Origin of the sequence: Albidovulum aestuarii (assembly GCF_029961185.1) — a bacterium.
Taxonomy (GTDB): Bacteria; Pseudomonadota; Alphaproteobacteria; order Rhodobacterales; family Rhodobacteraceae; genus Albidovulum; species Albidovulum aestuarii.
The window spans coordinates 17,974-43,559 of record NZ_JASBQQ010000013.1 but is presented as its reverse complement, the minus strand read 5'-3'; the positions used below and the strand labels follow the sequence as shown (position 1 = coordinate 43,559).

Genomic DNA, 25,586 nt, shown 5'->3' with positions numbered 1-25,586 from the left:
ATAATCGGCACCGATCATCCGAAAAAGCTATGGAGGTTCCTTCGCCGCTTCAGCGTTCCGCGTATCGCGCGACTGCTTCGCTGCGCTCCTGAATCTGTTTGCTCAGGACCTCGACGAACTCACGCGCAGGTCGCGGTAACCGGTCGCGTGCCCGACACACGATGGCAATATGATAACTCAACGCCTGCCGGATCGGTCTGAACACGACGCCCCCCATGCGCACGGCCTGTTCGGCAGAGAACGGATCCGCGATGGCGATCGCGCCGGTTTCGCGGACCAGAGCCGCAGCGACGGGCAGGTTCGCGGCTGAAATCCGCGACCGCGCCTTCAGGCGGCGGAACAGCGCCCGGTCGATCCCCATCATCTCGTCCGGGTAAGCGTCGCCCGTGGTAATGAATGTCTCGGTCTCAGTCAGATCTTCAAGATCAAGTGGTCCTTGCGCATCGCGCAGCGGGTGGTCTTCGGGCAAAAGGCATACATAGGGCGCCGCCGTTTCGGCGATCACTTCGACCCCGACATAGGGCGGCTGTCGGCCGACGACACCTAGGTCGAGCTGATGTGCCTGAAGCGCGTCGAGGATCGCCGGAGTATTGCGACTCTGGATCATGAAGCGGGCATCGTCATATCGCTCATGGATGGCACGCACGGCCTTGGGAAGCTCCAGCGTGGCAATGGACTGGATCACGCCGATGGAGATCATACCTCCGGTCGTAGTGCGGATAGCTTCCGCCGTTTCCCGCAGACGAGACACGCCGATGAACATGCCTTCGACCGATTGATGGAAACGATGCGCCTCGTCTGTTGGTGTCAGACCCCGGCCGGTTCTCAGAAACAGCGCAAAACCGACGGAGTGTTCGAGATCGGCAATCAGTCGGCTGACGCTCGGCTGCGAAATGTGCAGGGCCTCTGCCGCGGCGGTGATTGAGCCGCACTGCATGGTCGCGCGGAACGCTTCCAGTTGACGGATGTTCATCCTGATCCTCGTTTCAATTGCGAAAGCAGAATGCATCGGTCGAATGTATTTGAGAAGGCTATATATCGGGAGTGAGGGTCAGCAACCCTTTCCGGCAATGTCGGTCTGCCATCCGGCAGCAACTTTCTCCTGTCCCGTGCCGATCCTGTTCACGAGCGTGCCGACGCCCGAAACTTCAATCTCCAATACGTCACCATCCCTTAGGAATCGCGGAGGAACCCGGCTGCCGCCGGACCCGTCCGGCGATCCCATCGCGATGATATCTCCGGGTTCGATTGGCGTCAGATGCGAGACGTAGGCGATGACCTCGGGGATCGAGAAGAACATCTCGGTTGCCGGAGCGTGTTGGACAACCTGACCATTGAGGCGCGTTGTCACCGTCATCGCCTCGGGCACGTCAATCTCATCGGCTGTCACAATCCACGGGCCGCAGGCGCCGGAACCGGCAAAGTTCTTTCCGGCATGGACAGAATGCTTCTGCCACCCGCGCACCGAACCATCGTTGAAGGCAGTGAAGCCAGCAATGTATTCGTGCGCCTTATCGGCTGAAATGTGACGCCCCTGTCGGCCGATAACGACGGCGATTTCGCCTTCATAGTCAAACGTCTCTGCGGCCTCGCCTTGCGGGATGTCCAGCGTGTCGCCGTGTCCAAGAAGGGTTCCCGGCAGCTTCGCGAACAGGATAATGTTTTCCGGCCGACCCACATTCGCATCAAGCGGATAGCGTTTGGGATAATTGATGCCGACGCAGATCACGCGCGCGGCATCCGGCAGCGGTGGCAGAAAGGTGACCGCCTCGAAGGAAAGCGCCTTCTGTCGTCTCGCGTCGGCGGAAAGTTCGTCCAGCCGTCCGGCAGCAAGAACCGCGCGCAAGGACGGAAATCGCTGCCGGAAATTGCCGGATACCGGATGCAATCTGTCCCCATCGACGAGCCCGTACTGGGGTTCATCTTCGAAAAGGAAGCTCGCAATCTTCATCGTTATTCCTTCGTAATGTCTGGCGCGTCCGGCATGGGCGGATATGCCTCAGTCGAATTTCGGTCTTCCCAAGCAAGACCGAGAGATCGGGCGAGATCGCCAATCTGTGCCCAGGTGGCTTCGGGCACCGATATCCGTCCTTTCGACGTCGCGTGATGGGCACGCTCCCTTTCGCCAGGAATATCCACTGAGGAAAACCCCGGCGCGGGCGGGCAGTGACGCAGTTCGGCAAGGATTTCTTCTGCCGTCCGGGCCATCCCGAGCGTGTCGCGAAAGCGCGTCGCATCAATCACGATCAGCAGCCAGTTCGCCTCAGCGGTCACCGGGCCCAGCATTGCTTCGGCGATCAGTTCCGCCATGAGAGCAAGGCCGTAGCCCTTATGTTCCCCAGAAGGCAGGATCGCGCCGCCAGCGAAATAATCCTCCGGATCGCGGGTCGGGTTGCCGTCACGGTCGATCACACATCCCTCAGGCAAGAGAGCGCCCGCAGAGTGTGCCGCGTATATCCAGCCACCGGCGATTTTGGACGTCGCAAAATCGAGCACGACGGGTCCCCGCGCCCCGCCCGGAATACCGATGCACCACGGATTTGTCGGCAACAGCGCCTTGCGGCCACCATGCGGTGCGACCTGCCGCCAGGTCTGACGGTTGCCGCCGCCCATCAGGAAGGTCAGCATCCCCTCATTTGCCGCCGCTTCGGCAAAGGCGCCGTGCCGACCCGTGTGACCCACATTCCTGACGGCGAGCGCGGCAACGCCCGTTGCACGCGCCAGCCTGCACCCTTCGTCAAAGGCCATCTGCATCGCCGGGATGCCGATTCCGCCCTGTCCGTCGACCTCGCGCCTGCCTGCTCCACTCTCCTTAACAATGGGCTCGACACCTGCTCGCATGTAGCCCGAACGAAACTGTCCCGCATATTGCAGCGCGCGCACGACACCATGACTTTCGACGCCACAAAGATTCGCATCGACAAGATGCGCCGCCACCTCTTCTGCGATATGCTCGGTGGAGCCGAGCGCCCGGAAAATGCCCTCAAGCCGCGCTGTGGCGTCATCTGCCGGGAGGCTGAGATGCGCACCACGGAACTCCAGTTTAGATCTCGTTGGTGTTACCGCGGCCTTCGGCATTTCCAAGGTCACGGCCCGACCTTGCCGAATTCAGCTTCGCGCGCCCGGATGACGGCGGAAAGCGTCTGATTATAGGGGGCTGTCAACCCGTGACGGGCCGCCACCACAGGAACCATCCCATTGATGGCGTCGATTTCTGAGAGTTTGCCCGCCCGGTGGTCAAGCGCCAGCGAGGGGCGCGCCTCGGGCATGGATTGACCAAACGCCGTGACATAGGCAACAGGGTCGTCGAAGGTGAATGCAACGCCCTCGGCAATCCCCGCTTCATGCGCCTCTCTCGTGCAACCGGTCGCGATAGCCCAAAGGTCGGGCTCCGACATCAACTCGCCCAGCGTCCGGTCGAAGACCGCGCAGGGGGCCGAGAACGTCACATTGCACAGGAACTTTTCCCAGATCAGCTGGCGGATGTCGGGATACGCTTTCACGTTGAACCCCGCGCCGCGCCAGATCCCAGCCAAATGTTCCAACCGCTGCGTGAGCCCGCCACCGATCTCGCCGACGCGGATCAGTTTCATCGCATTATGATGGGCGTGACCCGGCCCCTTCATCGACGCCCCGAACCCATCGGCGACGCCGAGCAACACGTTGGTGGTGTCCATATGCGCGCCGATCCGTTCGGCGGCACCCAATCCATTCTGGATTGTCAGGATTACGGCGCCGCCTGCGTGGGGTTTGATCGTCCGGGCGGCTTCGCCCACGGCGCTCGCCTTTGTGGCGAGGACAAACAATCCCGACCCTTCGGTCTCTGCCGCATCGCCCGTAGCGCGAATTCCGTGGATCATGCGGTCGCCACTTGCCCCCGACAGCCGCAATCCATCGCGGTTGATCGCGTCCACGTGGTCCCGCCAGGGGTCTACGACAACAACGTCGTGCTCCGCCTCGGCGAAAAGCGCGGCATAGACCGACCCCATAGCGCCTGCGCCGATGATGGAGATCTTCATTTCGGCCTCATGGTGCTTTCGGGAAGGCGAATATCGAACTCTGCCCGGATCGCAGCCTCGATATCGGCCGGTATCGGCGAGGGGAAGTGTGTGTCGAGAATTTCCCGGGCCCGCGCCTTCGCGGGTTGCCGGATCTCCGGAGCACCCGCCGCCTGCCATTCCTCAGGGTCGCGCCGGTCGGCGAGCCGGGGGTACAGAAAGTCGGTCTGCATCCGCGCAAGCGTGTCGGAATGGCCGAGGAAATGCCCCTCTCCGCGCACGACCTCGCCGATCATCTCGGGCGACAGGGTGGCTGCGCTGACCTCGATCGGCGCCATAGAGCGAAGGATCGCCCCGAGCATCTCATTGTCGATGACATAGCTCTCGAACGAACATCCCATCAGCCCGGCCTGCATGCCGCAGGCCTGGGTGATCATGTTGGCGCCGGTCTGCGCCGCGAGGTTCACCGAGAGGCATTTCTCATAGCCGCTCTGCGCGTCGGATATCTTGCTGTCGGTCGCGCCAGCGATGGTCGAATTCGGCAGGCCATAGTGCTGAACCATCTGCACAACCGCCGCGGTCAGCAAAGCCTGTTCCCCCGCACCCCCAGCCATGCCGCCGGTGCGCAGGTCGGTCACCATGGGTCGCACCCCGAACACGACCTTGGCGGATGGGTCGAGCGCCCAGGCAAAGATCACACCCGCCAGTGTTTCAGCAACGGTCTGGGCGACGCAACCGGCGATCGTCACTGGGCTGGACGCGCCCATCTGGCCGAAAGTGTTGACATGGGCCGGGATACCCTGCCGCACAGCCTCCGCCAGGACGGCGCAGGCCTCTTCAGAGTAGCGCAGCGGCGGTACGACATGGTTGATGTTCAGCGACAGGAAGGGGCGTGCCCGAAACGCTTCCTCCGATCCGGCAATCAGGTGGCACATGCGCCCGATGGCACGGACATGCGCGGGATCGTGCGCCGCGACCATCACATGTTTCGACGTCCCGGCGAGCGAGGCAAAAGCCGTGTTGATGTCGAGCGCCTCAAGCCCCTCCACGTCGCGCGCCACGACCGAGCGTGAGAAGAAATGGACGTTTTCCAGAGCATCCACCATGCGCGCGGCGTCAAAGAGATCTCGGAGAGTGGATGGCCGGTAGGTATCGGTCTCCAGATCGACAATCAACGGAGCCGCGCCACCCGAGCCGACATAGACCCGACGGCCTGACAGGCACAGGTCGTCGGCAGTATTGCGGGCGGGCAGTGTCAGGGGCCGGTTGAGATCATCAAGTGCTGCTGTGACCAGGGCGGGCGGGAAAACAAGCCGCCCGTCCGCCGCAATGGCGCCGCCCGCTGCGACGACGGTTTCTGACACGATATCAGGGGCTTCCGACATACCGACATTGGCGAGAATGTCGAGCGTGGCAAGATGGATCCGTTCGATATCTGCGTTCGACAGCGGCTTGTATCTGCCCCCGTCAACCTCGGTCGATGCCCGCACGCGCGGTGCGCTGTCGCGCCCTCGCCGTGCGCGGCGCGCGGCCCTCATTTCGCTATCGGCAATATCGTTCTGCAAAACCCGGACCCCGAACGCGCATCATTTGCATCCAGCATTTCCTGCGGTCCGGGATCGCGACAAGTGACTATTCAAACCCGCATGGATAAAATAATCTTGCTTCATCTACGGAGGATTGACGTGGCCATTCCCACCCGCCGCCTGCCGCTGACTGCATTGCGCACTTTCGAGGCGGCGGCACGGCGATTGAGTTTCAAAGACGCAGCCGATGAGCTTTGCGTCAGCGCCACGACCGTGTCCAACCAGATCCGCCAGCTTGAACGCGACTGGGGTGTGCAGCTTTTCGTGCGAAAAACACGCGCCGTCGTCCTGACCGATGCCGGCCGTTCGCTGGCGGGCGTGCTTGCACGTGCCTTTTCCGAAATCCGGGACGAGATCGATGCGCATATCCAGACTCCGACAAAGTCGGTCGCGCTAGCGGTCGGTCCTATCTTTGGTGCACGCTGGCTGATCCCGAGGCTGGGAAGGTTCAGGGCGCAGAACCCAAAGATCGAACTCGTTCTTCAGCACGCCCCCCGTATTACCGGAATCGAAAGCATGCCCTCGCAGGTTGCAATAGACTGGGGTGTGGGCGACTGGCCTGGAGTTGAGGCGCGATCCCTCTTCCGTATCACCTATGCGCCGATTGCCGCGCCGACGCTCATCGAACGGTTCGGTGGGCTTAATGACCCCGCCGATCTCGCCCGCTATCCGGTCATTCACCAGCAGGACCGTGGAGAGTGGCAGGTATGGCTGAAGCTGGCCGGTGTTCCGGGCCTGAAGTTCCTCGAAGAAACGATTGTCACCGACAGTAATGTCGTGGCGCAGGCCGCACTCGAAGGTCAGGGCGTTGCACTTGGGATTTTTCCCTTCATGCAATCGGATATCGATGCGGGGCGACTGGCCCGGCCATTTGAAACAGATCTGCATCCTGAGCGGGCCTATCACCTTCTGACCCGCCCCAACGCGCGACAGACGCCTGAAATCCGGGCTGTCTGCGACTGGATCGTGGCAGAGGCGGCCGCGATGCAGTCAGGCTGACGATAGCGGCGTCAACCGGGCATCGCCTGCCACGCGCTCGGCTTTCCAGACACCTGAACCCGGCCGGGCAATGCAGGCTTTGGCGACGTTCACGCCCGACAGGACCAGCGCGGCACCATCCCCGATCGCATAGCCCGCCGGGATTCGACCATCCGCGACATGCGCCCGATAGGCGGCCGCGCGTTCCGGCTCGGTCGTGAAGTGCGGGCAGCAACTGCCAGCAATGACACCCAGGCCTTCAAGCGGTCGGAACCCCGTTCCCGCCCCATCCCAAAATGCGTAGTCGAACCAACAAACCGCACCCGCGCTGACACCGCTCATGACGATACCACGCTTGGCTGCATCGCTGAGAACCCGGTCGATCCCGGTCTCGCGCCAGGTTCGCAGCATCCGTTCGGTTTGACCGCCACCGACATAGATTGCGTCGAGACCGCGCGCCCATTGCCCGGCCTCATCCGCCGTAGCCCGTAACGGAAGGTGCCTGACCTCCGCGCCCAACTTGTCAAAGCGGCGGTACACGCGATCGAGCCTTTCAGGGTTGTCCCCATTCGCGGTTCCCAGATAGCCGATGCAGGGCCTGTCGCCGAGCAGGGAAACAAGGAACGCCTCCAGCGCCGGGTCGGTCCCGTGCGTGACGCCGCCCCCGCCGGACAGCACTGCTTTGATCTGACCCGTCTGCATGCCGTTTCATACATTGCCGGTTTCGCCCCGGACCATAGCTTTTGCAAATGCTTCGGTGAAGGAATGCTATTTGCCGGAACGACGCTGTCCGCTGATACTCTTTCAATCCGTTTCACATGACATTTTCTTTATCCATGATCCGGATTTTTGTCGCTTGTCACCTTGGGTGCGCGGCGGGGAGCATTCGTCCAAACCGGCGCGTCCGGTGGCTGGCCGGAAAGGCTGGTCGAAAACAGGGAGGAGGACCGAATGAAAAGACTACTGGCATCGGCATGCGTGGCCGCTCTTGCTCTGACCGGAACGGCACTTGCCGAGCCGAAGGGCACGTTCCGGCAGGCGCATGAATATGGCTTCGGCGATCAGTCAAGCCTCGACCCGATTTCCAAGGGCCGCATCTTCCAGATCACCGAGAAGCTGATGAGCCGCCTTGTACGGCCGGACATGGAGGGCAAGCCTTCACCTGATCTGGCAACAAGCTGGGAGGCGAATGAGGACGCGACGGTCTGGACATTGACGCTGCGCGAGGGTGTGAAGTTCCATGACGGATCGGACTTCGATGCGGCCGATGTGGTTTATTCGCTGAACCGGGTACTCGACCCTGATGGCGACAGCCCTGCCCGCTCGGCCGTGAAGATGATTACTGGAGTCGAGGCCGTCGATCCGATGACGGTGAAACTGACGCTCGACACGCCCTTTGCCGACATGCCGCTCCAGCTCATGGACTACCGGCTGCGGATGATCCCCGATGGCTCGGGCGACACCATCGCGACGACGGGCATCGGAACGGGCCCCTTTAAGCTGGAGAAATTCGATCCGCAGGGCACGACCGTCGTCGTCGCCAACACGGACTACTTCGAAGGCCCGCCGGGCGTCGAGCGGATGGAAATCATCGGCATTCCTGACGCACAGGCGCGGCTTCAGGCGCTGCTTGGCGGTCAGATCGACATGGAAAGCGGGATCACCCCGCAGCAGCGTGTGATGTTTGATGGCTCGGACAAGTTCTACATTCAGGAAGTCCCGACCGGGAACTGGCGCGGCATCGTCTTCCGGACGGATGTGGAACCCTTCTCCGATCCGCGAGTCCGAAAAGCCATGCGTATGGCCGCCGACCGCGACGGTCTGCTTGCGCTGGTTGAAGGCGGCAACGGCACCGTCGCCTGCGATACGCCGGTCGGACCTGCCGATCAGTACCGGGCCGACCTGTCTTGCCCGCAAGATATCGAAGGTGCGAAGGCGCTTCTGGCAGAGGCGGGCTTCCCTGACGGGATCGACGTCGATGTCCACGTTGCGACGCTGGAGGCGACATGGCCGGCAATGGCCGAAGCCTATCAGGCGCAGGCAGCCGAGGCTGGCATCCGCGTCAACATCGTGCAGGTTCCGACCGACGGCTTCTGGTCCGAAGTCTGGATGAAAAAGGACGCGGTGATGACCCGCTGGAACGAGCGGCCGGCGGATCAGGCGTTGCACGAAATCTACCTTTCGACCGCCAAGTGGAACGAGAGCTACTACAAGGATGACGGCTTCGACGCTATGCTGGCGGAGGCGCGGCGCGAGCTCGACTTCGACAAGCGCAGGGCGATCTATGTGAAGGCGCAGGAGCATCTGCAGGAAACCGCAGGCACGCTCATCCCCTATCACGTGACCAAGCTCATCGGTGCAACGTCGCGGGTAAAGAACCTCGACCCGGTCGAGAACATGTCGATCCGCTGGTACAAGATCACCGTGGACGAATGACGGCCTGACAGCTTCAATGGCCGGGGCGTGTCGAACCGCGCTCCGGCCTTGTCATGCGGAGATATCCCGATGCTCAGAATGCTCATCCGGCGGCTGGCGCTGGGGGCGATCACTGTCTTTCTCGTGTCGCTCATCATCTTCGCCGGGGTCGAAATCCTGCCGGGCGATGCCTGCACGGCCTTCCTTGAACGCGAGGCGCAGGGGCAGCTTCTGGAAAACTGCCGACAGGAACTGGGACTGAACCGGCCCGCGACCGAGCGCTATCTTGAATGGGCCGCCGGTGCCGTAACCGGCGATCTCGGCGTGTCCGCCAATGGGCAGAAACAGATCACCGAACTGGTCGGCTATCGCCTTCGCAACACTCTGCTTCTCGCCTCCTGCGCCATGCTCGCAGGCATCCCGCTCGCGCTCTTTCTCGGTGTGGTCGCCGCGCTCTGGCGCGACCGGATGGTCGACCTGACGATCTCCACGATCGCGATCGGTGCGATGACGATCCCGGAATTTGTTTCAGCCACGCTCCTCATCCTGATCTTCTCGGTCTGGCTTGGCTGGATACCTGGCATTGTCCTGACCTCGGCCAACGCCCCGATATCGGAATTCTTTCCGGAAATTTTCCTGCCGATGATGGTCCTGACCTTCGTCATGACCGCGCATATCCTGCGCACGGTGCGGTCCTCGGTGATCGAAGCGATGGCATCGGATTACGCACAGATGGCGACACTGAAGGGCGTGCCGTACTGGCGCATCGTCTTCCGGCATGTCCTGCCCAATGCGCTTTTGCCCGCGATCAACGTCGTGGCGCTGACCATCGCCTGGCTTCTGGGCGGTGTCGTCGTGATCGAGACTGTGTTCAACTATCCGGGTCTGGGCAGGATGATGATCGACTCCATCTCTGACCGTGACCTGCCGGTGACGCAGGCGATCGCCCTGATCATCGCCTCGGTCTATGTCGGCGTGAACCTCGCCGCCGACCTTCTGACCATGATCGCCAATCCCCGGCTGCGGACATTGCACATGAGGAAGGGCTGATGGCCGTTGCATCCACCAATGCCCGTCCCTCCGTCGCGTCACGTTTCCTTGGCGTGATCGCCGATATCACTTCGCGGCCCTCGGGCGCGATCGGCCTCGCGCTGGTGACGTTCCACCTGTTCCTCGCGATCTTCGGGCCGTGGCTCGCGCCCTATGATTACAAGGCGGTGGATGCGAACCTGATGATGCAGGCGCCGTCCGGCGCCCATTGGTTCGGCACCGACCATCTGGGCCGTGACACGTTCAGCCGCACGCTTCTCGGCGGTCGCGAGGCGATCCTTGTCACCGGCATCGCGACGCCCATTGCCGTGCTTTGGGGCGGGTTCGTTGGCATCTTTTTCGGGCTCGTCGGCGGGCGGCTCGACGACGTGCTGATGCGGGTCGTCGATGCCTTCCTGTCGCTGCCGTGGATTCTCAAGATGCTGGTGCTGATCGTCACGTTCGGCACCGGGATCGAGGTGCTGATCCCGACGCTCGCCTTCTTCTACGGCATTCCCGTGATCCGTATCGCCCGCGCGGCGACCCATGATGTGGTCGCCCGCGACTTTATTCAGGCCGCCCGGGCGCGGGGCCACGGGCGCATGACGATCATCCAGCGCGAGCTTCTGCCCAATGTTCGCGACGCGCTTCTCGTCGAGGGCGCGATGCGCTGGTCTTGGATGCTGCTCGCCTTCTCATCGCTGTCGTTCCTCGGCTTCGGCGTCTCGCCACCGACACCGGACTGGGGGCTGATGATCGCCGATGCGCGTGGCTTCATGTCCTTCGCGCCCTGGGGTGTGCTGGCACCGGTAATCGGGCTCTCCTCGCTGATCATCGGCATCAATCTGACAGCCGACGCGCTGGCCAAGGCGCTTGGCATCGACCGCGCACAGAAAGCCCCGGTGTGATGAAGGATATGGTGACTAAAGAGCCCCTCATCCAGGTCCGTGACCTTTCCGTCGGTTTTACCGGCCGCGCTGGCCATACGCTGCCCGTATTGCGCAACATCGACCTCGCGGTGCGGCGCGGCGAAAGCCTTGGCCTCGTCGGGGAAAGCGGTTCGGGCAAGTCGACGCTGGCACTCGCCATGATGGGCTATCTGAAGCGGGGGCTGCGGGTGATTGGCGGCGGGACGCACTTTGCCGGTCTCGACATGTTCACGCTGAGCCGAAAGGAACTGGAGGGGATACGCGGTGGCCGCCTCGCACTCATCCCGCAAAATTCCGGCCAGTCCCTGACCCCGACGCTGAAGATCGGCGCGCAGTTGTCCGAGGCGTTGAGGCTTCATTCCAAACTTCCGGAAGCCGAACATTCTGCCCGCGTCGTCCAGTTGCTCGAGCAGGTACGCCTGCCCGATCCCTCGGCCATCGCAGGGCGCTATCCGCACGAGCTTTCGGGCGGTCAACAGCAGCGCGCAGCGATCGCGATGGCTCTCGCGGGCGAACCTGAGGCGCTCTTGCTCGACGAGCCCACGACCGGCCTCGATGTCACAACGCAGGCGCATATCCTTGAACTTCTGCGCGACCTTGCCGCCGAGACCGGGATGGCGATGGTCTATGTCAGCCACGACCTTGGCGCCATTGCACGGGTCTGCGACAGGGTGGTTGTGATGTATGCGGGGGAGGCCGTGCTGGAAGGCCCGGTGCGCGAGGTCCTGCGCAATCCCGCACATCCCTATGCACGGGGTCTGCTCGCGTCGATTCCGAAACTGACGGACGCGCGCCTGCCGATGGCGCTCGAAGGCCGTCCGCCACCGCCCGGGAAGGCCGGCGACGGGTGCGCCTTTGTCGACCGCTGCGCGATCGCAACCGACGTTTGCCGCACGTCCCGCCCCGCGCTCGCGACGGTGCCCTCCGGTGCCCGCGTCAGGTGCCACCATGCCGACCGGGCGGACAGCCTGCCCACCCGGTCGCCTGCCGATGCCGATCCGCGTGTGATTGCCGAGGACGCCATCCTGTCGCTGGGCGATCTGTCGATAAGCTATGCGCGTCCGGGTTTTCTCGATCAGATCCTTGGCCGAAAACCTGCCACGACACCAACAGTGGACGGAATCACCATCGAACTGGAAAAGGGCGAAACGCTTGGCCTTGTCGGCGAAAGCGGATCAGGAAAATCCACGATCCTGAAGGCGGTGGCCGGTCTGTTGCCGCCTGCAGGCGGGCGCATCGAACTGGCAGGCGACGGGGTGCTGCCGCCACTCGTCGATACCCGCCGCCCCGATCAGTTGCGTCGCGTGCAGCTTATCTTCCAGAACCCTGACGAAAGTCTCAACCCGCGCCAGACCATCGCCGAGATCCTCGCGCAACCGCTGAAGCTTTACTTCGGCCTGTCCGGAGAGGCGCTGCGTCAGCGTATCGAAGACCTTCTGGAAAGCGTTCGTCTGGGTGCTCATTACATGGACAGGTTACCGAGCCAGTTGTCAGGAGGGGAAAAGCAACGCGTTGCCGTGGCCCGCGCCTTTGCAGCGGAACCGGACCTTGTGCTGTGCGACGAGGTGACGTCCGCGCTGGATGTTTCGGTTCAGGCGGCGGTGCTCGATCTTCTCGATCAACTCCGGCGCAGCCGCAACACGGCCTATGTCTTCGTCAGTCACGACCTCGCAGTGGTGCGCGCCCTGTCTGACCGTGTCGCCGTCCTTTATCAGGGACGTCTTTGCGAGATCGGGCCGGCCGCCGCTGTCTATGCGGCACCGTCGCATCCCTATACGGAGGTCCTGCTCGGCGCGGTGCTGGAACCCGACCCGGACACCGTACCCACCCTCTCGGCCGCCGACATCGTGGAGCTGTCGCCGCCGGCCCGCGGCTGCCCGTTCCAGCGCCGTTGTCCGCGCAAGATCGGCCCGCAATGCGACACCGAGACGCCGCCATGGCAGGACGACGGACACGGCCACGCCATCCGCTGTCACATCCCGCGCGAGGCGCTTTGAAACGCCAGCCAGTTTGAGGCAGCGCGCCGCCGTACCACGCGTCACGTCACCATATCGGCCAAGCGTTCCCAGATGCCGGGTTCCTGGATGAAGGATGACCGCCGAACTCGATCAGAGTGAAGTTGCCGTTGGAGCAAGGGCCCTTCTGTATACGGAAGAGCGCGACGTCTGACGAACAATCACGTTGCCCAGCCCGGGCAAGGTATCGGCAAAGCGTCCGGTTCCTGCCGTCCGTCGCCGAAACGAAGGGGCCATCAATCACGTTGAACGTCACCGGCAGCATAGCCGACCCGGCCAAAACCCGCGCGCTGCCTACGAAAGCGGCTTCAGGTGCCCAAGTTCCGAAGTGGTGAAACGGGCGGTCAGAGAAGCAGGGACGCTGCCCCCTCATGCCGGAGCAACGCCACCTTTGTCTCGACCCCGCCGGGTGCGGAAAACCCTCCCAAGCCGGTCGCGCCGAGGATGCGATGGCAGGGCACGATGACCGGGATCGGGTTGGCGCCACAGGCCTGTCCAATAGCCTGCGCGGGCACAGCCAGCGCCTTGGCCAGATCGCCATAGGTCCGCGTTTCACCGAAGGGGATGGCGACCATCGCCCGCATGACCTCGCCCTGAAGGCCCGGACGGATGGCGATGGGCAGGTCAAAGGTCCGGCGGCTGCCGGCGAAGTAGTCCGCAAGCTGGGCCGCCGCGTCGGTGAGGACATCGGTCCTGTCGCCGCCCTCGCCGCCCCAGCGGACGCGCGCGAGTTCGCCGTTCTCCTCGGTGAGAGTCAGGCGGCCATAGGGTGTGTCGACACTGAGGTCTGGCATGGCATGAAGGTGCCTCCGTCCGGGCACAGGTTCAAGGGGTATCCGGACCGGCCGAAGGACCGATCCGGATATCCGACGCGTGTCAGCCAAGCGCCTCGTCGCAGCGGTGGCATGTGCCCGCGTGGCCGTGCGATCCGACATCGGGCAGGATCTTCCAGCAGCGCTGGCATTTCTCGCCCTCGGCGGTTTCGAACACTACGCCGACGCCCGGCACTTCGGGCAGGCGGAACGCCTCGTTCGGCACCGGATCGCCGGTCAGGCTGATACCGGAGGTGATGCAGATATCGGCGAAGGGCACCGATTGCAGGGCCTTCAGCGTGTCGGCATCCTCGACATGCACCACAGGGGCCGCTTCCAGCGAGGCACCAATGACCTTGGCGGTGCGCTGCACCTCCAAAGCCGCCGTCACCACCCGGCGGACGCGGCGGATCTTCTCCCATTTCTGGGCAAGCGGTTCATCCAGCCAGTCGCCCGGCGTCTCAGGCATATCCTCCAGATGGACCGAGGACGCATCACCGGGGAAGCGCGACAGCCACACGTCCTCCATCGTGAAGACGAGGATCGGCGCGAGCCATGTTGCGAGCCGGTGGAAGAGAAGATCCAGCACCGTCCGCGCCGACCGGCGCGTCAGGCTGCCTTCGGCATCACAGTAAAGCGCGTCCTTGCGGATGTCGAAATAGATGGCCGACAGGTCCACGGTGCAGAAGGTGAAGAGGGTCTGGAACACACCTTGGAAATCGTATTTCGCATAGCCCTTGCGAACCGTATGGTCGAGTTCGGCCAGACGGTGCAGCACCCAGCGTTCCAGTTCCGGCATGCCGGCAGGCGCGACCTTTTCAGCGTCGCTGAACCCGGCGAGGTTGCCCAGCAGGAAGCGCATCGTATTGCGCAACCGGCGGTAGCTGTCCGCCGTCCCCTTCAGAATCTCGGGCCCGATCCGCTGGTCGACCGTATAGTCGGTCTGCGCCACCCAGAGCCTGAGGATATCGGCGCCGTATTGTTTGACGACCTCCTCGGGCACGATGGTGTTGCCGAGCGATTTGGACATCTTCATGCCCTTCTCGTCCAGCGTGAAACCATGGGTCAGGACGCCATGATAGGGCGCGCGGCCCTTGGTGCCGCAGGCCTGCAGCATCGACGAATGGAACCAACCCCGATGCTGGTCGGTGCCTTCAAGGTAAAGATCGGCGATGCCGTCCTTGGTCCCGTCTTTGCGGTCGCGCAGGACGAAGGCATGGGTGGAGCCTGAATCGAACCAGACATCCAGAACGTCGAAGACCTGTTCATAGGCCTCGGGGTCATAGTCATTGCCCAGAACCCGCGCCTTGAACCCGTCCTTGTACCAGACGTCCGCGCCCTCTTCCTCGAAGGCGGCGACGATGCGGGCATTGACGGCCGGATCGCGGAGGAGGAAGCCCTCGTCGGTGGGCTTTGCCCCCTTCTTCACGAAACAGGTCAGCGGCACACCCCAGGCGCGCTGGCGCGACAGAACCCAGTCGGGCCGCGCCTCGATCATCGAATGCAGGCGGTTGCGGCCGGTCTTCGGTGTCCAGGTGACCAACTCGTCGATTGACTTGAGCGCGCGGGCGCGGATCGTGTCGCCATAGTCGCCCATGCCGTCGTCAAGCTTTGCGTCGATGGCCACAAACCATTGCGGCGTGTTGCGGTAGATCAGCGGCGCCTTGGAGCGCCAGCTATGGGGGTAGCTGTGCTTGACCTTGCCCTTGGCAAAAAGCTTACCCGCCCAGGCGAGGTTCTTGATCACCGAGACATTGGCCGGGCCTTCCTTGCCATCGGCATTGATGATCGCCTCACCGCCGAAGATGGGTAGATCCTTGCGGTAAGAACCATCCTCCATGACGTTGTAGGTCATGGGCAGCCCGTATTTCAGGCCAAGCTGATAGTCGTCGTCACCATGGCTCGGGGCGGTATGGACAAAACCGGTGCCCGCTTCGTCAGTGACGTGGTCGCCGGGCAGCATCGGAACGTCGTAATCCCATTCGCCGTTCGCGCCGTCGACGCCGCGGAGGGGGTGGGCGAGGGTCATGCCCTCAAGAGTTCCCTCGGTAACAGTCGCCAACTCACTAGCCTTTGTCACCTTTGCCGCCGCGAACGCATCCTGCGCTCTAGAACTCGAGAGGATGACAACCTCGCCGACTTCACAGTTACTGCCTTCAAGAACTTCTTCGATCTCGTACAGAGAGTAGGCGAGTTCCGGGTTAAACGCGACCGCACGGTTCTGCGGAATTGTCCAAGGGGTCGTTGTCCAGATTACAACTGAAGCTTTTTCGAGAAGCTGGAACGGGCGATTACCATCTCCAGGCTTAGGCACAAGCACCAAGCTCTTTTGCGTTAAGCTCTGAACCGGAAACCGCACCCAGATCGTATGGCTCGTATGGTCGTGATACTCGACCTCGGCCTCGGCGAGCGCGGTCTTTTCGACCGGCGACCACATCACGGGCTTCGATCCCTGATAGAGCGTGCCGTTCATCAGGAATTTCAGGAACTCGCCCGCGATGACCGCCTCGGCGTGGTAGTCCATCGTCAGGTACGGATCGGGCCAGTTGCCGGTCACGCCAAGGCGCTTGAACTCCTCGCGCTGGATGTCGATCCAGCCCTCGGCGAACTTGCGGCATTCCTGGCGGAAGGCAACGACATCGACGTCGTCCTTGTTCAGGCCCTTCTGGCGGTACTGCTCCTCGATTTTCCATTCGATGGGCAGGCCGTGGCAATCCCAGCCCGGCACGTAACGGGCGTCCTTGCCCATCATCTGCTGGCTGCGGACAACCATGTCCTTCAGCACCTTGTTCAGCGCGTGGCCGATATGAAGGTGGCCGTTGGCATAGGGCGGTCCATCATGCAGCGTGAAGGGTGCACGACCCTGCTTTTCGCGCAGGCGGTCATAGATGCCGATCCTTTCCCAGCGGGCAAGCCATTCCGGCTCGCGCTGCGGAAGCCCCGCACGCATCGGGAAATCAGTTTCGGGCAGGAAAACGGTGTTACGGTAGTCGGGGGTCGTGTCTGTCGTATCGGCGCACATTTCTGGCGGTCCTTCGGAAGGTCAATTCTGATCGAGGGGCGGTGCGAAATCTCGAACACCTTTGCCCGGCGTCTCTTCTCAGAGCGCCGGGTTCGTAATTCGTATCCCGTGGTGCAGACACATCATGCGCCCGTGCTATAATTCCCATACGCCCGGAGGTAAAGGAGGTGTCCGCATGACCCCTTACGAACCCACAGACGTCATCACGAGCGTGGACGAGGTCCGGGCGGTCATCCCCGACGAATTTGCCTCCCAGACCGGCAAGATCATCGACCATATCGACCCGCTCGTACGGGCATGGATCGAGCGTTCACCCTTCGTGACGATCGGCACCCATGACCGCCACGGCCACGCCGATGTTGCACCGAAGGGGGACCCGGCGGGCTTCGTGAAGGTCGTGGACGAAAAGACACTCGCGATTCCCGACCGGCCCGGCAACCACCGATTCGACACCTTCGCCAACATTCTCGAGACGGGCCGCATCGCGCTGATGTTCATGGTGCCGAACCGGCGCGAAGTGGTGCGGGTCAACGGTTCCGCCCGGATCGTGCGGGACCTGGCCCTGCGCGAGACGATGACGATCAACGGGCGGGTGCCGGAATTCGCGATCCTCGTCGGAGTGGAGGAGGCGTTCTATCACTGCGGCAAGGCGGTCATCCGCTCGGGTCTTTGGCAACCGGAAAAGGCGGTGTCGGGAGAAGGGCTTCCGACCTATGCCGAGGCGCTGATCGAACACGCGAAGCTGGATCGGTCACTGGACGATATGGAAGCGGCAATGCGTGGCAACGAAGAAAACCGCCTTTACGACGAATGAAGGCGGCGGTTCGGAATCGGTCGTTGGAGTTCAGTCAGGGCCGTCTTTGTCGAGAACATCAATTACAGCGGTCAGCGCCTTGTCCTCCAGCCCCGCCGCTATGCCCTTATGGGCCATGTCGACGAAAAGCCGCGGCAGTTCATCGCGGGCGCCGAGCGCCTCGAAGCTCGACAGCACATCCTCCAAAGCCGCAGCATAGGTGCGCATCGTGGCGGGTGGGTCGTCGTAATTGGCGCCGGGCGCGGTCGTTGCGAAGTAGTCGTAATAGGGCTTCATCATGCCCATCGAGATCGGCACCAGATCGGAAAACATCTGCATCGTAATGCCCGCCTTATTGCAGGCCAGCGCGCCATAGATCATGCCCCACATAAAGCCCTGACGCACGGTGAAGAGGGCCGCAAACAAAGCCGCGAGCATGCCCGCCTGATCACCCACATGGACCGACGCACCGCCCATGGCCTTGATGATCGGGCCATGCGCCTTCCACTGCGCCTCGGTGCCGACCACCGAAAGCACGGTCTCTTCGCCACCGATCATGTGCGGGTATGCGTTGATGATGCCCACCATCCATTCGGCGCCCGCGCCTTCAAGGAACCGCGCCAGTTCCTCGGCTTCCTCCGCACCGCCGGTCGACAGTTCGATGATTGTCCTGCCCGGCAGTGCGTTCGAGGCGTTTCGCAACACGTCGATGGTCTGGGGATGCGACTTCACGCAGGTGATCGTGACCGGGCTCGCCGCGATGGCCTCGGCGGCAGTGTCGGCGACGACGGCGCCATCCGCCCCAAGCGGCGCCGCCTTTTCCGGGCTCCGGTTCCAGACCGTGACCGACCGGCCCGCCTTCAACTGCGCGCGCGCCAGCGCCGATCCCATCGCCCCCAATCCGATGACTGAGATATCCGTCATAGCCGTTCCCCTTCTGCTTTGGCGTCAGCATTTCCCGGTGCCGCGCCAAATACTGAAGGTAACCCCGGGAAGTCCTCCTTCGGCCATGGTAGCCGGTCATCGCCACATCTCCAAACGCAAGGCCCTTGGGCCACATTCCGGTTGGCGCGGCATCCCGTCGCTTGCATCGCCCCGGCCTGTGCCGCAAGGATCGGGCGAAAGGAGCCGCGATGACCACATTGCCCCCGCGTTTTGAGGTGACACCGGAGGAAATCGACCGCGTCGTCGCGACCTTCTATGCGGCGATCCGCGAACACCCCGGGCTCGGCCCGGTCTTCGCCGCTCATGTCACCGACTGGACCTCTCATGAGGCAAAGATCGCGGGCTTCTGGCGCAATGCGATCCTGTACGAGCGGAGCTATGACGGCAATCCGCTTGAGGTTCATCAGCGGGCCGGCAATGTCCGTCCCGGCATGTTCGACCCCTGGCTCGGGCTCTTCGATTCCGTGCTGAAGCGCGAACTCCGGCCCGAAACCGCCGCGGCATGGTCCGCCCTCGCCCACCGGATCGGCCGCGGCCTGCGTTACGGCGTCGTCGAACGCGAAACCTTGCCGGGCGGCATCCCGAAGCTGCGGTGACCGTCTGCGGCCCCATCGCCATCGTCGGCGCGGGGATCGGCGGGCTGGCCGCGGCAGCCCTGCTCGCCTCCCGCGGCCCAAAGGTCACGATTTTCGACCGGTTCGAGGCGCCGCGCCCGGTTGGGTCGGGGTTGGTGATCCAGCCCGTCGGCCTTGCCGTTCTCGACCGGATCGGCGTGGGCAGCGCCGCCCGGACGCATGGCGCGCCAATCTGGCGCATGCTTGGCCACGAAGCGCGAAGCGGCAAGGCGATCCTCGACGTGCGCTATGGGCAGGAAGGTGGCGATCTGTTCGGGCTCGCCATTCACCGGGCGAGCCTCTTTCACGCGCTCCATGAGGCGACGCGGGCACAAGGTGTTCCGATCGTGACATCGGCTGCAATCGCCGAAGCACCGGGGGGCACGTCCGGGCGCGAACTGGTGACGACGGATCGTCGCCGCTTCGGCCCCTTCGCGCTGGTGGTCGACGCGGCGGGTGCGGGATCCGCACTCTCGCCCCTCACGGCAAAACCGCTGCCCTATGGTGCGATCTGGGGTACGGTGCCGTGGCCAAAGACCAACCTGCCGGCAGACCGGCTCAGTCAACGCTATCTGCGCGCCGAAAAGATGGCCGGAATCATGCCGCTCGGCCACCTGCCCGGACAGGACCGGCCACTCGCCGCAATATTCTGGTCGCTGCCGCGGCGCGATCTTCAGACATGGCGCGAGCGTCCGCTTGCGGACTGGAAGGCGGAAGTCACAGCGTTCTGGCCCGATTTCGCGCCGTTCCTCGAAACGATCCGGAACCACGACGACATGGTGCCTGCCCGGTATTCCCATGGAACGCTCCGGCAGTCGTGGGGTGAGGGTATCGTTCATATCGGGGACGCCGCCCACCGTGCCTCGCCCCAGCTCGGGCAGGGCGCGAACATGGCCCTTCTGGATGCACTGGCCTTGTCTGAGGCTCTCGCTTCGGACGCCGACAACCCCCTGGCCGCATACGGCGCCATGCGCCGCTGGCATGTGCGCCTCTATCAGGCGATGAGCCGGGGATTGACTCCGCAATATCAGTCCGACAGCAGCGTCCCACCTCTGATCCGCGATCATCTTCTGGTGCCGCTGTCGCACATACCGCCGATGCCCGCTCTCCTGTCACGGCTGGTCCGGGGCGATCTGATCCCGCCCATTGCCGGGCGGGATTTTCCGTAGGTCACGTGGCTTCAACCACGATTTCGGCGACCATGTTCGGATGATAACGACAGAAGACCGTGTAGGCACCCGGTGCTTCGAAAGTGACTTCGGCGCTCTCACCCTTTGCGATCCGGCCGGTATCCCAGCCGCCTGCCTTGTCCGTCGCTGTATGGGGCGCGATGTCGTGGTTGGTCCAACGCACGGTATCGCCCGCGCGGATCTCCAGCCGGTCGGGAACGAAGGCGAAGCCCTCGATCCCAGCTTCGATCATATGCGGCCCGTCATGTGCTGCGGCCTTCCGCACCACCAGAGGCGCCACCAGCCCGGCCCCCATCAGGAGGCCGAACCGGCGCCGGGTTGCGTCGCTCAGGACGCGCATTGCAGCCCCGCGACCATCTCTTCGGCATGGCCTTCATGCACCTTGAAGGTCACCAGCGCATCCGACAGAAGCGCCTTCAGCGGCTCAACCGTCGCCCATGGGATGAACTTTCCCTCAACCGTCTGATTGACGACCTGATGGTAGCCAAGCTCATTCGCGGCATAGGCACAGTCGAAGTCATTGCCGGACAAAGCCATGAATTCCGCCCGCTTGGCGGCAGCGCCCTCGACCAGCGCGCGGCTCAGGTCGTTGTCCTCGGGCGTGACGTTCAGTTCGGTGATCAGCGCAACAGCCGACTCGTTCACCGCCGTGTGGTCGCGGATCATCGTCTCGGCAAAGGCGCGCACGGCGTCGTTTTCGGAAATGGCCAGAGCGAGGTGCGCATAGCGGATATCAAGCTGCCCTGCCGTATAGGCGGTGTGGGCGATCTGAAGGTCGTTCATCTGGTCTTGGGCAATAGCCGGGGTAACCGCCGCAAGCGCGACGGCGAACATGGTTTGACGGATCATCGTGATCTCCTGAAGTTAGGGTTTCTCTGTCGCGGAACTTGCTGCAACCCGCGACAGAGAAACCCTGAGCGCTTCGGGACCCTCGATCAAGGGGACGGGGGTATTGCGGGACCCGATGCAAACACTCCGGGACGATCCGCAAAGATCGACGACAGAGCATGAGTGGAACCGGCCGAAGCCGGCCGCGAGAACAGAATCACAGAGGCCACGGTTTCGACGATCGCGAACAGGGCAATGACGACAACCACGTCGACGAGGCTTTTCCGAAAAAACGATCTGAAGCGCATCATGCACTCTCCGGCGAGAGGGTTGATAAGGTTCCGACCTACTGAATTGAAGACACAGGTCGGTATCGTTTTATCTAATGATACAGATCTGTATCGAAGTCAACATTTCTCGCAAACGCGTGTATTTTACTGAAAACTATTGGACTTTTTTCTATTCCCAAAAGTAGTTGTTTACAAACAGACGACGAAACCGACAGAAACGAATCTGTAGCGATAGAGGAAGAGACGTGAAGCGCAGCAACATACGGGCCCATATCCTTTCCGTCGCGGAAGAGTTGTTCAACCGCAACGGCTGCCACGCCACCGGGATCGACCAGATCGTCGCCGAGACGGGCGTCGCGAAGACAACGCTTTACCGCCACTTCAAATCGAAAGAAGACCTGATCGTCGCTGTGCTCGATGCTGTCGATGAAGAGGAACGCGATGCGCTCCGCACCCGCGCAGAGGCCACCAATGGCACGCCAAGCGATAAGATCCTCGCGACCTTCGACCTCTTGGGCGAATGGATCAGGGCCGACACTTTCTTCGGCTGCCCATTCGTTGCCGCCGCCGCCGAATATCCCGAAACCGGCGGCGTGATGAACCCGGTCTTCCAGCACGCAGCAACGCACAAACGGCTGGTCGCCGCGTTCTACGAAGATCTTGCCCGTGCGGCGAAGGTGTCCAATCCCAAGGATGTCGGACAGAAACTGCAGATCTTGTTCGAGGGTGCAATGGCCACGGCTCATGTCTCGCGCGATCTGAAGGCCGCCGAGCGGGCGAAGGAAATCGCGGCGCTGCTGCTGACGTAAGCAGGTCAGGCTGCCCGGCGGCGATACTCCGTGGGTGCCAGCCCGAACTTTCCGGCGAAGGCTCGTGTGAAGGCTGCGGGCGACGAATAGCCCGCCTTGCCCGCAATTTCCTGCACCGTGGACTGCGAGCGTTCCAGCAGCGCCAGCGCCTTTTGCAGCCGCCAGTCCGAAAGATAGGTCATCGGCCCCACCCCGACGAGCTGGCTGAACCTTTCGGCAAAGCGCGAGCGCGACATCGCCACCTCGGAGGCGAGGCTCTCCACAGTCCAGCCCTTGTCGGGGTCGCGGTGGATCAGTTCCAGCGCCTTGCCGATCTGCCGGTCGCGGAACGCCTCCATAAGGCCCATGAGTTCGGGCGACTGGCCGATCCCCGCGCGAAGCACCTCGATGAAGACGATCTCGGAGAGCCGCGTGATCGCCGCCTCCGATCCCAGCCGGTCGGCAAAGGCGCGGCGCGCTGCAAGCCGCAGCATTTCGTCCAGCAGGGGCTCACGAAGCCTCATCGCGGCAGTGATCAGGATGTGGTCGGGCAGCGCCCGCAGGATCGGGTGATCGGCCCGTTCGCGGAAAGTAAAATGGCCGCAGAGCATCTGGGTCGAGGCTGTGGGATCACCGTCACCGACGCGCAAAACCCCCTGCCCGTCATAGCCCACGGCCTCCAACACCGTCTCCAGCTCCGGCGCACGCCGCCCCGGCGCATCGGCCAGCACGTGGGACCAGCCCTTCGGGATCATGACCAGATCACCGGGACCGAGCGTCAGTTCCGCCCCGCAAGCGGTCTTCACATGCAACTGCCCCTGCATGACCAGATGGAAACGCGCGGCCGACCCGAATTCCGGCACCCTGACCGCCCAGGGTCCGGTGAAATCGGTACGGAAATAGAGGGCACCGCGCAGATCGAGCGTATCGAGAATGTCGTTGAGAATGTCCATCATGCCCTCCGGGATCGTCCCGGCTTTTGGGACGGAGCGTACAGTTCAACGGAGCGGGCGCGTGAGCAACCGGGATTCGGGCGGTTTCACGTGGGTTTGACCGAAAGGTCAGTGAGCGTGATCCCCTGCATCGCCTTGGTCAGTTCCGCACGGCATTTCTCGATGATGAAATCGGTGAAGGCGCGGATCTTTGGGTCGCGCAAACGGCGATGCTGCGTCAGGCATGTCAGTTGCACCGGCACAGGCGGCGTATCCCGCACGACCGGCACCAGCCGACCGTCACGCAGATAGTCGGCGACCTCAAATATCGGCTTCATCACGATGCCGCGCCCGTCGAGCGCCCAGCCGGTCAGCACATCGCCGTCATCGGTCTCGAATGGCCCCGCGACCTCGAATCGTTTCAGCCCGTCCGGTGTCAGCAGGGCCCATTGGAATTCCGGCGCACCGGGAAAGCGCAGGTTCAGGCAGTCGTGCTTCTCGCCAATCAACCGCTCGCCCGTCTCCGGATCGCCCCGCGCCGCGATATAGGCAGGCGCCGCGCAAAGGATACGCGGGCATTCGGCGATCAGACGCATCTTCAGTGTCGAATCCTCCAGCAGTCCGAGATGGAACGCCATGTCGAGCCCCTCGCCGATCACGTCGATCTTGCGGTCCGACAGGCGCAGGCGCACGTCGATCTGGGGATAGGCGTCCTTGAACTCCGGCACATGCGGCGCGATGAACCGGCGCCCCACACCCAGGGGCGCAGCAACGAACACAGTCCCCCGCAGGTTCTGCGTGGAGGCCATGACCGCCGCTTCGGCATCGTCGATCGCCTCCAGCACCTTGCGTGCGCCTTCATAGAAAAGCCGACCGTTCTCCGTCGGCTGAAGGCGCCGCGTCGTGCGGTTGAACAGCCTGACACCGAGATGTTTCTCCAGTTCCGCGATCCGAGCCGAGGCGACGGCCGGCGATGTACGCTGATCCCGCGCGGCTGCCGACATGGAGCCAAGCTCGAAGACCCGCACGAACATCTTGATATTGTTCACATAGGCCATCGCCGTCCCCTCACCCGACATTATTCGGCAATGATTGAAAGTTTTCAGTTATTCTAAGGATTATCAGGGGAATGCGCTTCGGTATAGCGTCATCTGCACTGGGACCGTGAGGGAGAGAGCGGGATGTACGACTTCATCGTGCTGGCCGACTGGCTGGAATTCGCCGTGCGCTGGCTACATGTGATCACCGCGATCGCATGGATCGGCTCGTCGTTTTATTTCATCGCGCTCGACCTTGGTCTGCACCGCGACCGCAATCTGGAGAGCGGCGCGGACGGCGAGGAATGGCAGGTCCATGGCGGCGGCTTCTACCACATCCAGAAATACCTCGTGGCGCCCGAGAAGATGCCGGGCGACCTGATCTGGTTCAAATGGGAAAGCTATGCGACCTGGCTTTCGGGCTTCGCGCTGCTGTGCCTCGTCTACTACCTCGGGGCCGACCTTTATCTGGTCGATCCAAACGTGCTCGACATCCCGGTCTGGCAGGCGATCCTCATCTCACTCGCTTCGCTGGCGGTGGGCTGGCTGATCTATGACACGCTCTGCAAGTCGAAACTCGGCGAGAGTCCCACCACGTTAATGGTGCTCCTCTACATCATCCTCGTGGCGCTGGCGTGGTTCTACACGCAGGTCTTTTCGGGCCGCGCGGCACTTCTGCACCTCGGCGCGATCACCGCGACGATCATGTCGGCGAACGTGTTCATGGTGATTATCCCGAACCAGAAGGTCGTGGTCGCGGACCTGATCGCCGGCCGCACGCCCGACCCGAAATACGGCAAGATCGCCAAGCTGCGCTCGACCCACAACAACTACCTGACCCTGCCCGTCATCTTCATGATGCTGTCGAACCACTATCCGCTGGCCTTTGCCACCGAGAACAACTGGCTGATCGCCAGTCTCGTCTTCCTGATGGGGGTCACGATCCGGCACTGGTTCAACACCCAGCATGCGCGTGCAGGCAGCCCGACCTGGACCTGGATCGCGACTGTGCTGCTCTTCCTCCTCATCGCATGGCTCTCCACCGCACCCCTCTTCCGCGCCGAGGCCGAGGGCGAGGCGAAACTCAGCCACACCGCCCAGCGCTTTGCGGCGGCGGGAGATTTCGAAGAGGTCGAAAGCATCGTCCTTGGCCGCTGCTCTATGTGCCACGCTTCGGAACCCTTCTTCGAGGGTATTCCATGGGCGCCGAAGGGCGTGATCCTCGAAACCCGCGAACAGATCGCAACGCAGGCGCGCGAGATTTACCTTCAGGCCGGGGTCAGCCACGCCATGCCGCCCGCGAATGCCTCGTTCATCGAGCCTGCGGAACGCGCCAAGATCGTCGCCTGGTATCGCGGCGTCACACGGGGCGATGGCTAGCCGCG

The 25,586-nt window shown here is 62.9% G+C and carries 23 protein-coding genes; 10 read left to right on the top strand and 13 right to left on the bottom strand.

Annotated features, from left to right (window positions below; all coding sequences use genetic code 11):
* Positions 1-49 precede the first annotated feature (49 nt).
* The 5 genes from QKW60_RS20355 to QKW60_RS20335 all read right to left on the bottom strand — a co-directional run bounded on the left by QKW60_RS20355 (position 50) and on the right by QKW60_RS20335 (position 5,536).
* Positions 50-973, bottom strand: a complete 924-nt coding sequence (locus tag QKW60_RS20355; RefSeq protein ID WP_282371476.1) for a LysR family transcriptional regulator — start codon at positions 971-973, stop codon at positions 50-52.
* A 78-nt stretch (positions 974-1,051) separates the two neighbouring features.
* The gene (locus QKW60_RS20350) at positions 1,052-1,951 is read right to left on the bottom strand and encodes a fumarylacetoacetate hydrolase family protein (RefSeq protein ID WP_282371474.1); all 900 of its coding nucleotides are present in this window, start codon (positions 1,949-1,951) and stop codon (positions 1,052-1,054) included.
* 2 nt (positions 1,952-1,953) lie between these two features.
* Positions 1,954-3,078: an Ldh family oxidoreductase gene (locus QKW60_RS20345; RefSeq protein WP_282371472.1), complete on the bottom strand. Its 1,125-nt coding sequence runs from the start codon at positions 3,076-3,078 to the stop codon at positions 1,954-1,956.
* A gap of 8 nt (positions 3,079-3,086) precedes the next feature.
* Entirely contained in the window at positions 3,087-4,019 is a 933-nt protein-coding gene (locus QKW60_RS20340; protein ID WP_282371470.1) for a ketopantoate reductase family protein, read from the bottom strand.
* Positions 4,016-5,536 carry a trimethylamine methyltransferase family protein gene (locus QKW60_RS20335; RefSeq protein WP_282371468.1) on the bottom strand — a complete coding sequence of 507 codons (1,521 nt, stop codon included), beginning with the start codon at positions 5,534-5,536 and terminating at the stop codon, positions 4,016-4,018. Before QKW60_RS20335 ends, QKW60_RS20340 begins: the two co-directional genes overlap by 4 nt.
* A 147-nt stretch (positions 5,537-5,683) precedes the next feature.
* Between QKW60_RS20335 and QKW60_RS20330 the strand changes: the two genes are divergently transcribed.
* Positions 5,684-6,583 carry a LysR substrate-binding domain-containing protein gene (locus tag QKW60_RS20330; protein WP_282371467.1) on the top strand — a complete coding sequence of 300 codons (900 nt, stop codon included), beginning with the start codon at positions 5,684-5,686 and terminating at the stop codon, positions 6,581-6,583.
* Here the strand turns inward: QKW60_RS20330 and QKW60_RS20325 are convergent.
* Positions 6,575-7,264 (bottom strand): Type 1 glutamine amidotransferase-like domain-containing protein, encoded by a 690-nt coding sequence (locus tag QKW60_RS20325; protein WP_282371466.1) that lies wholly within the window; start codon positions 7,262-7,264, stop codon positions 6,575-6,577. The two genes, QKW60_RS20330 and QKW60_RS20325, sit on opposite strands and share 9 nt — an antisense overlap.
* Before the next feature lie 249 nt (positions 7,265-7,513).
* Between QKW60_RS20325 and QKW60_RS20320 the strand changes: the two genes are divergently transcribed.
* From QKW60_RS20320 to QKW60_RS20305, 4 genes are all read left to right on the top strand, one after another.
* Positions 7,514-8,998, top strand: coding sequence for an ABC transporter substrate-binding protein (locus QKW60_RS20320; RefSeq protein ID WP_282371465.1), 1,485 nt, complete (start codon positions 7,514-7,516; stop codon positions 8,996-8,998).
* A 69-nt stretch (positions 8,999-9,067) separates the two neighbouring features.
* Complete coding sequence (locus QKW60_RS20315; RefSeq protein ID WP_282371464.1) at positions 9,068-10,027, top strand: ABC transporter permease; 960 nt, start codon at positions 9,068-9,070, stop codon at positions 10,025-10,027.
* Complete coding sequence (locus QKW60_RS20310; RefSeq protein ID WP_282371463.1) at positions 10,027-10,914, top strand: ABC transporter permease; 888 nt, start codon at positions 10,027-10,029, stop codon at positions 10,912-10,914. The genes QKW60_RS20315 and QKW60_RS20310 overlap by 1 nt, the downstream gene beginning before the upstream one ends.
* An 11-nt stretch (positions 10,915-10,925) precedes the next feature.
* Positions 10,926-12,932, top strand: coding sequence for a dipeptide ABC transporter ATP-binding protein (locus tag QKW60_RS20305; protein WP_282371462.1), 2,007 nt, complete (start codon positions 10,926-10,928; stop codon positions 12,930-12,932).
* Positions 12,933-13,294: 362 nt separating this feature from the next.
* Here QKW60_RS20305 and QKW60_RS20300 read toward each other — a convergent pair whose 3' ends face one another.
* Together QKW60_RS20300 and ileS are read right to left on the bottom strand one after the other, a co-directional pair.
* On the bottom strand, positions 13,295-13,744 hold the full coding sequence (locus QKW60_RS20300; protein WP_282371461.1) for a methylated-DNA--[protein]-cysteine S-methyltransferase: 450 nt from the start codon (positions 13,742-13,744) through the stop codon (positions 13,295-13,297).
* An 82-nt stretch (positions 13,745-13,826) separates the two neighbouring features.
* Positions 13,827-16,784, bottom strand: coding sequence for an isoleucine--tRNA ligase (gene ileS / locus QKW60_RS20295; protein ID WP_282371459.1), 2,958 nt, complete (start codon positions 16,782-16,784; stop codon positions 13,827-13,829).
* 175 nt (positions 16,785-16,959) lie between these two features.
* On the opposite strand from ileS, the gene QKW60_RS20290 reads away from it, so the two are divergent.
* A complete protein-coding gene (locus tag QKW60_RS20290) occupies positions 16,960-17,598 on the top strand; it encodes an MSMEG_1061 family FMN-dependent PPOX-type flavoprotein (protein ID WP_282371457.1) in 639 nt (212 codons plus the stop codon).
* 30 nt (positions 17,599-17,628) lie between these two features.
* On the opposite strand, the gene QKW60_RS20285 is transcribed toward QKW60_RS20290, so the two are convergent.
* Positions 17,629-18,501 (bottom strand): NAD(P)-dependent oxidoreductase, encoded by an 873-nt coding sequence (locus tag QKW60_RS20285; protein ID WP_282371455.1) that lies wholly within the window; start codon positions 18,499-18,501, stop codon positions 17,629-17,631.
* A 209-nt stretch (positions 18,502-18,710) separates the two neighbouring features.
* On the opposite strand from QKW60_RS20285, the gene QKW60_RS20280 reads away from it, so the two are divergent.
* Together QKW60_RS20280 and QKW60_RS20275 are read left to right on the top strand one after the other, a co-directional pair.
* Entirely contained in the window at positions 18,711-19,118 is a 408-nt protein-coding gene (locus tag QKW60_RS20280) for a group III truncated hemoglobin (RefSeq protein WP_282371453.1), read from the top strand.
* Positions 19,115-20,305: an FAD-dependent oxidoreductase gene (locus tag QKW60_RS20275; RefSeq protein WP_282371451.1), complete on the top strand. Its 1,191-nt coding sequence runs from the start codon at positions 19,115-19,117 to the stop codon at positions 20,303-20,305. Before QKW60_RS20280 ends, QKW60_RS20275 begins: the two co-directional genes overlap by 4 nt.
* A 1-nt stretch (position 20,306) precedes the next feature.
* Here QKW60_RS20275 and QKW60_RS20270 read toward each other — a convergent pair whose 3' ends face one another.
* Both QKW60_RS20270 and QKW60_RS20265 read right to left on the bottom strand, forming a co-directional pair.
* The gene (locus QKW60_RS20270; protein WP_282371449.1) at positions 20,307-20,666 is read right to left on the bottom strand and encodes a cupredoxin domain-containing protein; all 360 of its coding nucleotides are present in this window, start codon (positions 20,664-20,666) and stop codon (positions 20,307-20,309) included.
* Positions 20,654-21,175 (bottom strand): DUF4142 domain-containing protein, encoded by a 522-nt coding sequence (locus QKW60_RS20265; RefSeq protein WP_282371448.1) that lies wholly within the window; start codon positions 21,173-21,175, stop codon positions 20,654-20,656. Before QKW60_RS20265 ends, QKW60_RS20270 begins: the two co-directional genes overlap by 13 nt.
* Positions 21,176-21,689: 514 nt before the next feature.
* On the opposite strand from QKW60_RS20265, the gene QKW60_RS20260 reads away from it, so the two are divergent.
* Positions 21,690-22,253 (top strand): TetR/AcrR family transcriptional regulator, encoded by a 564-nt coding sequence (locus tag QKW60_RS20260; RefSeq protein WP_282371447.1) that lies wholly within the window; start codon positions 21,690-21,692, stop codon positions 22,251-22,253.
* A gap of 5 nt (positions 22,254-22,258) precedes the next feature.
* Here the strand turns inward: QKW60_RS20260 and QKW60_RS20255 are convergent, their stop codons facing one another.
* The gene (locus QKW60_RS20255) at positions 22,259-23,185 is read right to left on the bottom strand and encodes an AraC family transcriptional regulator (protein WP_282371445.1); all 927 of its coding nucleotides are present in this window, start codon (positions 23,183-23,185) and stop codon (positions 22,259-22,261) included.
* A gap of 86 nt (positions 23,186-23,271) precedes the next feature.
* The gene (locus tag QKW60_RS20250; RefSeq protein ID WP_282371443.1) at positions 23,272-24,222 is read right to left on the bottom strand and encodes a LysR family transcriptional regulator; all 951 of its coding nucleotides are present in this window, start codon (positions 24,220-24,222) and stop codon (positions 23,272-23,274) included.
* A 123-nt stretch (positions 24,223-24,345) separates the two neighbouring features.
* Here QKW60_RS20250 and QKW60_RS20245 point away from each other — a divergent pair, with 123 nt between their 5' ends.
* On the top strand, positions 24,346-25,581 hold the full coding sequence (locus QKW60_RS20245) for a urate hydroxylase PuuD (RefSeq protein ID WP_282371441.1): 1,236 nt from the start codon (positions 24,346-24,348) through the stop codon (positions 25,579-25,581).
* The last annotated feature ends 5 nt before the right edge of the window (positions 25,582-25,586 follow it).

Coding starts and splice junctions, on each gene's coding strand:
- QKW60_RS20345 (WP_282371472.1), bottom strand. CDS start 3,078: ATGCCGAAGGCCGCGGTAACACCAACGAGATCTAAACTGGAGTTCCGT.
- QKW60_RS20350 (WP_282371474.1), bottom strand. CDS start 1,951: ATGAAGATTGCGAGCTTCCTTTTCGAAGATGAACCCCAGTACGGGCTC.
- QKW60_RS20285 (WP_282371455.1), bottom strand. CDS start 18,501: ATGACGGATATCTCAGTCATCGGATTGGGGGCGATGGGATCGGCGCTG.
- QKW60_RS20315 (WP_282371464.1), top strand. CDS start 9,068: ATGCTCAGAATGCTCATCCGGCGGCTGGCGCTGGGGGCGATCACTGTC.
- QKW60_RS20325 (WP_282371466.1), bottom strand. CDS start 7,264: ATGCAGACGGGTCAGATCAAAGCAGTGCTGTCCGGCGGGGGCGGCGTC.
- QKW60_RS20255 (WP_282371445.1), bottom strand. CDS start 23,185: ATGGACATTCTCAACGACATTCTCGATACGCTCGATCTGCGCGGTGCC.
- QKW60_RS20320 (WP_282371465.1), top strand. CDS start 7,514: ATGAAAAGACTACTGGCATCGGCATGCGTGGCCGCTCTTGCTCTGACC.
- QKW60_RS20340 (WP_282371470.1), bottom strand. CDS start 4,019: ATGAAGATCTCCATCATCGGCGCAGGCGCTATGGGGTCGGTCTATGCC.
- QKW60_RS20300 (WP_282371461.1), bottom strand. CDS start 13,744: ATGCCAGACCTCAGTGTCGACACACCCTATGGCCGCCTGACTCTCACC.
- QKW60_RS20290 (WP_282371457.1), top strand. CDS start 16,960: ATGACCCCTTACGAACCCACAGACGTCATCACGAGCGTGGACGAGGTC.
- ileS (WP_282371459.1), bottom strand. CDS start 16,784: ATGTGCGCCGATACGACAGACACGACCCCCGACTACCGTAACACCGTT.
- QKW60_RS20335 (WP_282371468.1), bottom strand. CDS start 5,536: ATGAGGGCCGCGCGCCGCGCACGGCGAGGGCGCGACAGCGCACCGCGC.
- QKW60_RS20355 (WP_282371476.1), bottom strand. CDS start 973: ATGAACATCCGTCAACTGGAAGCGTTCCGCGCGACCATGCAGTGCGGC.
- QKW60_RS20270 (WP_282371449.1), bottom strand. CDS start 20,666: ATGCGCGTCCTGAGCGACGCAACCCGGCGCCGGTTCGGCCTCCTGATG.
- QKW60_RS20250 (WP_282371443.1), bottom strand. CDS start 24,222: ATGGCCTATGTGAACAATATCAAGATGTTCGTGCGGGTCTTCGAGCTT.
- QKW60_RS20280 (WP_282371453.1), top strand. CDS start 18,711: ATGACCACATTGCCCCCGCGTTTTGAGGTGACACCGGAGGAAATCGAC.
- QKW60_RS20310 (WP_282371463.1), top strand. CDS start 10,027: ATGGCCGTTGCATCCACCAATGCCCGTCCCTCCGTCGCGTCACGTTTC.
- QKW60_RS20265 (WP_282371448.1), bottom strand. CDS start 21,175: ATGATCCGTCAAACCATGTTCGCCGTCGCGCTTGCGGCGGTTACCCCG.
- QKW60_RS20245 (WP_282371441.1), top strand. CDS start 24,346: ATGTACGACTTCATCGTGCTGGCCGACTGGCTGGAATTCGCCGTGCGC.